This window comes from Halapricum sp. CBA1109, assembly GCF_009741825.1.
GTDB lineage: Archaea > Halobacteriota > Halobacteria > Halobacteriales > Haloarculaceae > Halapricum.
This window is the reverse complement of record NZ_WPCA01000137.1, coordinates 1-7,059: the sequence shown is the minus strand read 5'-3', so window position 1 is coordinate 7,059 and position 7,059 is coordinate 1. Positions and strand designations below refer to the sequence as shown.

7 protein-coding genes are annotated in these 7,059 nt (G+C 69.4%); 2 read left to right on the top strand and 5 right to left on the bottom strand.

Translation table 11 applies throughout. The features are described 5' to 3' along the window. Positions 1-36: 36 nt before the first annotated feature. Positions 37-420, bottom strand: a complete 384-nt coding sequence (locus tag GJ629_RS18080) for a plastocyanin/azurin family copper-binding protein (protein ID WP_370515909.1) — start codon at positions 418-420, stop codon at positions 37-39. A gap of 80 nt (positions 421-500) precedes the next feature. On the opposite strand from GJ629_RS18080, the gene GJ629_RS13035 reads away from it, so the two are divergent. Then, positions 501-2,426 (top strand): hypothetical protein, encoded by a 1,926-nt coding sequence (locus GJ629_RS13035; protein ID WP_197428602.1) that lies wholly within the window; start codon positions 501-503, stop codon positions 2,424-2,426. Here GJ629_RS13035 and GJ629_RS13030 read toward each other — a convergent pair. Genes GJ629_RS13030 through GJ629_RS13015 form a run of 4 tightly spaced genes read right to left on the bottom strand, consistent with a single transcriptional unit; the run spans position 2,405 to position 6,523 of the window. Then, a complete protein-coding gene (locus tag GJ629_RS13030; RefSeq protein WP_370515908.1) occupies positions 2,405-3,175 on the bottom strand; it encodes a glycosyltransferase family 2 protein in 771 nt (256 codons plus the stop codon). The two genes, GJ629_RS13035 and GJ629_RS13030, sit on opposite strands and share 22 nt — an antisense overlap. A gap of 46 nt (positions 3,176-3,221) precedes the next feature. Next, positions 3,222-4,424 (bottom strand): glycosyltransferase family 4 protein, encoded by a 1,203-nt coding sequence (locus GJ629_RS13025; protein WP_157513438.1) that lies wholly within the window; start codon positions 4,422-4,424, stop codon positions 3,222-3,224. Continuing rightward, positions 4,417-5,334: a glycosyltransferase family 2 protein gene (locus tag GJ629_RS13020; protein WP_370515907.1), complete on the bottom strand. Its 918-nt coding sequence runs from the start codon at positions 5,332-5,334 to the stop codon at positions 4,417-4,419. The genes GJ629_RS13025 and GJ629_RS13020 overlap by 8 nt, the downstream gene beginning before the upstream one ends. Beyond that, entirely contained in the window at positions 5,327-6,523 is a 1,197-nt protein-coding gene (locus GJ629_RS13015; RefSeq protein WP_157513437.1) for a glycosyltransferase, read from the bottom strand. The genes GJ629_RS13020 and GJ629_RS13015 overlap by 8 nt, the downstream gene beginning before the upstream one ends. A gap of 194 nt (positions 6,524-6,717) precedes the next feature. Here GJ629_RS13015 and GJ629_RS13010 point away from each other — a divergent pair, with 194 nt between their 5' ends. Next, positions 6,718-6,990: a hypothetical protein gene (locus GJ629_RS13010; RefSeq protein ID WP_157513436.1), complete on the top strand. Its 273-nt coding sequence runs from the start codon at positions 6,718-6,720 to the stop codon at positions 6,988-6,990. Positions 6,991-7,059: the final 69 nt, after the last annotated feature.

Genomic DNA, 7,059 nt, shown 5'->3' with positions numbered 1-7,059 from the left:
CATATTGGTGGCGTGGGGGGCCACAGACGTAGGGTGTCACTCGCCGGCCGTCTCGAAGGTGTGGCTGTACGTCTCGCCGCTGCCGACGCTGCCGTCGGGATAGCTCGACCGGGCGGCGGCTTCTGAGTCGAACCCGCCGGAGGCCCAGTAGTCGGCGTCCGCCGGAATCCCGTCCTCGACGGCAGTGACGCTGTGGGCGACTGAGCCGACCGTCTCCCAGACGACCGTCTCCCCGACGCCGACCGTCACGGTGGCCGGTTCGAACCGGAGTTCGTCGGTCATCTCGACGACTGTCCCGCCCGTGGGCGTCGGCGACGGTGTCCCGGAATCAGTGTCCGTCGGCCCTCCGTCGGAGCTACACCCCGCGAGCGCGACGGCCGCGGTCCCCGCGGCGGCGATGAATGCGCGTCTCTCGTACACGCCGGTAGCTATCGGCTGGCGAGGCATAGCTGTACCCCATACCGGCAACGCTTTTCCCGGCCGCCACTGAACCGGGTACTATGTCGTCCCGCCGCGTCGCCGCCGTCCCCGTCGCCGTCGTCGCCCTCGCGGCCGCGGGGCTGGTCGCGCTGGACACGCTGACGGGGCTGGGCAGACCGACGGTGCTCCGGGCGGGGTTCGGGTTCGTTGCCGCCGTACTCGCGGCGGCGCTGTTCTACGGCTCCCGGACAGAGCGAGAGCCGGTGCCACGGGTACCAGCGCCCGTGCTGACGCGGGTCGTCCTCGCGCTGTGTGGCGGGGCCGTCATCGCCGCGGAACTGCTCGGCTCGCGGCTGCTCCCGTTCGCAGTCGCGTTGCCCGTCGGGACGCTGCTCGTGGCCGCACAGCTACGGGCCGACCCGTCGGTCCCCTCGGTACTGACGCAGGTCGCCGCGCTGGTGGCCGCGCCGGCGCTGGGCAAGTACGTCACGACCGGGTTCTACTTCGGCGGGACCGACACGTTCGCCCACGTCGGCGCGGTCCAGCGCCTGTTCGAGAGCGGGACGGCCGCCGCGCTCCCGCACGGCTACGACTTCTACCCCGTCTTCCACTACGTCGTCGGGACCGTCGCCCACGTCACCGGGCTCCCGGCGTACGACACCATCGTCCTGTCCGGTATCGCGCTGTTCACCCTGACCGTCCCCGTCGTCTACCGGTTCGGACGGTGGCTACTCGGGTCCCCACGGCTCGGCCTCTGCTGTGCGGCGGCGCTCCCCCTGTTCGAGTTCGTCCACTACCACGCGCTGTACTTCTTCCCGCAGGCGCTGGCCGTCGTCCTCCTGTTCGTCGGGTTCGAGGTGAACGCGCGACTGCTCACGACGGGCGAGCGCTCCCGGTTCCGTCGGCTGTCGCTGTTCCTGCTCGCGCTGGTGGTCACGATGGTCCCGACCCACCACCTGACGTACATCCTGCTCGCGGCGCTTTTGGTGTTCGTCGCCGTTCCCGTCGCGGTCCTGCGAGGGCGGTTTCTCGCCCCGAGTCGGCTGGGCTATCGCTGGCTGTTCGCGCCCGTCGTCGGCGGGGTGCTGTTGCTCGCCTACTGGGCGTACACGCCGAGTTCGATCATCGTCGGCATCGTCCAGTTGTCCGCGGGGGTGGTGTTGAACGTGGTCGCGGTCCCGGGACAGTTGCTGTTCAACTACGGCGTCACGCTCCCGGCCGACAGCGTCGCGCTATCGGTGCAGTGGCTGACGACGCCGACGGGCGTCTACGCCATCGGGCTGGCGACACTGCTATTGCTCGCCGGCTACGAGCTGCTCGACCGGTTCGGCCGGTATCGCCGTGGGACGACGCTGGCGGTGACCGGACTGGTGGCCGCGGGACTGCTGTTACCGCTCCCGATTCCGATTCCACAGATCGAACGGCTGCAGTTCGTCGTCGTGTTGCTGGCCGTTATCCCGCTCGGCATCGGACTCGGTCGGGCGGTGCGCGTCGACCGGCGGACCGCGGTGCTCGCACTCGTGGTAGTGGCGGCGACGGGCGGCGCGACGGCGTTCACGACCGTCGCGGCCGACGACCTCCGGTCGTCGGTCTACCTCGAGGAACCCAGCCAGCAGGTCGAACTCACCGACGCCGAGTACCGGTCGCTCCAGCGGACGGCGGTCTTCGGCGACCAGTTCGTCGACGGGCGCGTCGCGTCCGACCACGTCACCCGGCGGGCGTTCGAGACGACCGACTACCGCGTCAGGGGCACGCTCCGGCCGGAAGCGGACGGGATTCGGACGGCGCGGCCGTCCGCGTTCGTCCTCGCCCGCCAGCGGTGGGCCGGGAACATCGTCCCCGTCGGCGACGGGCTACAGGCCGACAGCCTCCGGTCGTTTCTGGTCTCCCGCGAGCGGTTCCGAGCGGCCGACGACCGACTGGACAAGCCGTACACGACCGGCCACACGCGGCTGTACCACGACGCCGACGGGTTCGGCGGCCTCTACAACGACAGCGCGCGGTAACACAGCGAGCGACAGAGCAACAGCGCCGTGACCGGATGGGCGGTGATCCGAAGCGCGCGACCGAGATAGGTCACCGCGCGGTCGTACTCACCCGCTCGGTGGCAGGCCCGCCCGAGGTCGGTGTAGAGCTGATTGTAGTAGATGGGGAGGTACGGCTGGGCCTCGGGGACGCGCTGACTGACGAGGTAGCCAAAGCGCTTGGCGTGTGTGCGGTACTCCTCGATAGCCATCCCGCTCGCGGTCATACTGTCGGCGTGGCGGCGGCGCTCGAAGAGGTCCGGGCAGAGACACACTCCCGCCTCGCTCGCCGCTTCGAGGGCGTACAGCAGGTCCTCCCCGCGGTCCAGTCCCGACTCGAAACGGGCCCTGACCTGTTCGGTGTCGACGACTATCGCCGAGGTCACCTCAGAGAGGTCGCCGACGAACACCGCGTAGACGAAGTCGTCGAGGGTCATCGGGTCGCCCTGCACGCAGAGGCCGGCCCCCGTCTCGACCATCCGGTCGAGTTGGCGCCGGAGTTTGTCCGGTTCCCAGCGGTCGTCGGCGTCGAGGAAGGCGACGTACCGCGTCTCGGCCCGGTCGAGGCCGGCGTTGCGGGCGTCCGCGGGACCGGTGTCGACGTCGTCGACGACGAGCGTCTCGGTCGGGACCGACTGGTCGTCGACGGACGCCGTCGCCGCCGCGAGCATCGACTCGGGCGTGTACGCGGGGCTGTACGGGACGACCACCGTGACTGTCGGACTGCTCACACCACAGCAACGGCTGGACCGGGCTTGGTACTGTCGGCTGTGGAGGTCACTGCTCGGACATAACCTCGCGGTGAATCGAGACGACGTTCTCGGCGTGGCGCGACCACGTCCAGTTCCGCTCGATCAGTCGCCGCCGCCCGGCCGCGCCCATCTCTTCGAGACGCTGTGGGTCGTCCAGCAACCGGTCCACCGTCGCGGTGAGTCGGTCCCGGTCGTGTGGGGGGACGAGAACGCCCGTCTCGCCGTCGACGATCATCTCCGGGATACCGCCCACGTCGGAGGCGACGGCGGGCGTCCCGGCGGCCATCGCCTCGTACAGCACTGTCGGTCGCCCCTCCGTCCAGGAGGGGTGGACGAGCAAGTCGGCGGCAACCTGCCACCGCCGCAGGGCCACGGGGTCGAGTCGCCAGAAGGACTTGGTGTAGTGGTCCATCCGGCCGAGGCGGTCCAGCAGCCACCACCGCCGGTCGCCCTCGTGGCCGACGGTCACCAACATCACGTCCTCGCGGTCGAGGGCGTCGACGGCGGCGACGAGGTCCTCGATGCCCTTCTGTTCGGTGTACGCGCCGACGTACAGCAGCAGTTTGGTGTCCGGGTCGATACCCAACTCCCGGCGGATGGCCGCCCGCTGGTCCACCGGGAACCGGTCGGGGTCCTCGCCGATAGGGACGGTCTCGACTTTTGTGTCAGGAGCGAACCGGCGGGCGGTCGCCGCGAGTTCGTCGCTGACGACGAGGAGTCGGGAGGCGTAGTCGATGGTCTCGCGGATGCGTGACTGTGCGGCGGCGTTGAACTGGTCGTAGTTGTTCAGGTCGACTGCGTGGCTCATCACGACCAGCGGAACGTCGTGGCGGCGGCAGTACGAGAGTGCCCCGTAGCCGTCGAGGTAGATATCGGAGGTGTGGACCACGTCGTGGGGCGTCTCGAAAGTTCGCTCTGCGTACCGCCGGACACGCTTCTGGAGGGAGTCCCCCGAGCGGTGGTAGAGATATCGCTTGGGTACGTAGTAGAAAAACCGCGGATAGTGGGCGACGTAACTCCCCCACCGCTCGGTCTTCGGGACGCGGTAGTACTCCGAGTAGGGACCGACCGGCGGCGCGAACGGCGTCGGTACGACCACGTCCAAGTCGGCGGCCGTCCGGTTTATGGCGTCGAACGACCGGTGGTTGAACGGCGACCGCGTGCCGAGCGGGTGGCTCTGGTGGTGGATACACGACGCGAGCACGTCGTAGGAGTCGTCCTCACTCATGCTGTCCACCGCCGGAGAGCCGCGCACAGACGCCCAAAAGCGACCAGAAGGCGACCCGGAGGAGGTCGACCGGGCGAGTGAGGACGCCGGTGTCGAGGTGGTCCGCGGCCCCGCGGAACTCCCCCGCCGCGAGGAAGTGCCCGACCAGCCCCATCCGGTGGATCCGTTCGACCTCGATACCGTCGGCTTCGAGGGCCGCGACGAGGTCGGCGTTGCGCTGTAGGTACCGACGGTCGTTCTCGACGTACGCGGCCGGGGCCGCGTCGCCGGTGAAGTGTGTCACGACCAGCGGTTCGTCGACGTACGCCAGCGGTCCCTCGGCGAGCAACCGCAAGACGAGGTCCCAGTCCTCGTATATCGACAGCCCCTCGTCGAAGCCGCCCACCGAGTCGAGCACCCGGCGCTCGACGACCAGCGTCGACCCCGGACTCATAAAGACCCGCATCGTCAGCAGCGCTTCGGCCAGTTCCCGGCCGCCCTCCGTCGGGGCCGACGACCGGACGAGACGCTTCGAGACCACCGCGCCGACCCGACCGAGCAGCGACAGGTCCGCGGGCGTCACGTCGCAGTAGGCACCGATCCAGTCCCCGGATTCGATCCGGTCGAGTTGGGCCGCGAGTTTCCGCGGGAGCCACTCGTCGTCGGAATCGAGGAAGGCGACGTACTCGCCGTTTGCGGCGGCGACCCCGGTGTTACGGGCGGCCGAGACGCCGCGATTTCGGTCGTGAACGAGATACCGGACCCGGTCGCCGTACGCCGCGACGACGGCCGCCGTGTCGTCCTCGGAGCCGTCGTCGACGACGAGGACTTCGACGTCGACGGTCTGTGCGAGCGCGCTGTCTATCGCCCGGCCGAGGACGTCGTCCCGGCGGTAGGCCGGAATCACGACGCTGACACGCGGCTCACTCACGGGCGACCTCCCGGTGGATGGCGGCCAGTCGCTCGGCGTGGCGCTCCCACGTCCACCCCTGATCGAGCAGTCGTCGGTAGCCCGCCTCGCCCATCTCCTCGAGGCGGTCGCGGTCGTCGAGCAGCGTCGACAGCGCGCCCGCAAGCGCCGTCGCGTCTTGTGGCGGGACGAGGACGCCCGTCTCGCCGTCGACGACCATCTCCGGGATGCCGCCCACGTCGGAGGCGAGCACCGGCCGCCGGGCCGCCATCGCCTCGTAGATGACCGTCGGCCGCGCCTCCGAGTGACTGGGGTGGACCAGCAGGTCCGCGGCGACGTGGAGGCGCCGGACCGCGATTGGGTCGAGTTCCCAGTAGGCGTGAGATGGATGCGAGAGCGAGCCGAGACGGTCGAGGAACCACCACCGCCGGTCGCCGCCGTGCCCGACGGCAGCGACGGCCACGTCCTCCTGGTCGAGCGATTCCAACGCGGCGACCAACTCCCGGACGCCCTTCTGGTCCTCGAAGCGCCCGATGAACAACAACAGCCGAGTTTCGGGGTCGATACCCAACTCCCGGCGGATGGCCGCCCGGCGGTCGACGGGGTAGTGGTCGGGGTCCTCGCCGATGGGCAGCGTCTGTACTTTCTCTGCCGGGGCGAACCGTCGCGCGACGGCCGCGAGTTCGTCGCTGACGGTCAACACGCGCGAGGCGTAGTCGATGGTCTCGCGGATCCGTTCTTTGACGCCGTCGTTGAACCGGTCGAAGTTCTTGAGGTCGCCGGCGTGGGAGATGGCGACCAGCGGCACGTCGTGTTTCCGGCAGTATCCCAGTGCGCCGTAGCCGTCGAGGTAGAGCCCGGCGGTCTGGACCACGTCGTGGGGCGTCTCGAACGTCCGTTCGACGTACCGCTGGAAGCGCTTTTGGAGGGAGTCCCCCGAGCGGTGGTAGAGATAGCGTTTCGGGACGAGGTAGAAAAATCGCGGGTAGTGGACCTCGGTCGAGCCCCATCGCTCGCGGGCGGGGACGTGGCGGTACTCCGAGAACGGGCCGGCCGGCGGCGCGAACGGCGTGGGGGAGACGAGGTCGACGTCCGCGGCGTGGCGGTTGAGTGCGTCGAACGACCGGTGGTTGAACGGCGTCCGAACCGGGAAGACGTGGTTCGGGTGTTCGACGGCACAGCCGAGGACTCGGTAGCGTTCGGTTGTCATCGTTGGTAATCCACGGGCGGTCCTGTGGTGGCCGATCCGAGGGCCTGCCCCGTGACTGTTACACGGTGGAACGACGGGGGGACATATAGTGGTTCACACGCGCGGCCGCCGCGCGAGTCGGGCCAACGGTCGGCGACCGAAACGGGATCGGCGCGACACGAACCGTTATGCGACGGGGTGGCGTACGAGGCGCTATGGTGACTGTCCGCCAGCGGCGGTTGCTCTTGGGGCAGCTTTTCGGTTCGCTGGTCGTCCTCGCGGTACTAGCTTCGACCGACTCGCTGGCGCTCGACCTGTACGTCTCGCTTTCGTTCGTCGTCCTCCTCGTCGTGACGGCGCTGACGGCACCCGTCCACGTCCGGCCGGCGTGGCGGCGACGCCTCCGGGTCCCGCTGTACGGCGGCGCGGTCGTCTTCCTCGCGCTGATCGGCTACCGGACGGTACAGACGCTTTTGACCTCGTTTTAGGCCGCTGGCCACGTGCAGTCGACGACGAGGCCGTCCTCCTGGGGGGTCGCCTCGACGGCGACGGCCGCC

Excerpts from the sequence above, each read along its gene's own strand:
- GJ629_RS13035 (WP_197428602.1), top strand. The coding sequence starts at position 501 with ATGTCGTCCCGCCGCGTCGCCGCCGTCCCCGTCGCCGTCGTCGCCCTC.
- GJ629_RS13025 (WP_157513438.1), bottom strand. The coding sequence starts at position 4,424 with ATGAGTGAGGACGACTCCTACGACGTGCTCGCGTCGTGTATCCACCAC.
- GJ629_RS13015 (WP_157513437.1), bottom strand. The coding sequence starts at position 6,523 with ATGACAACCGAACGCTACCGAGTCCTCGGCTGTGCCGTCGAACACCCG.
- GJ629_RS13010 (WP_157513436.1), top strand. The coding sequence starts at position 6,718 with ATGGTGACTGTCCGCCAGCGGCGGTTGCTCTTGGGGCAGCTTTTCGGT.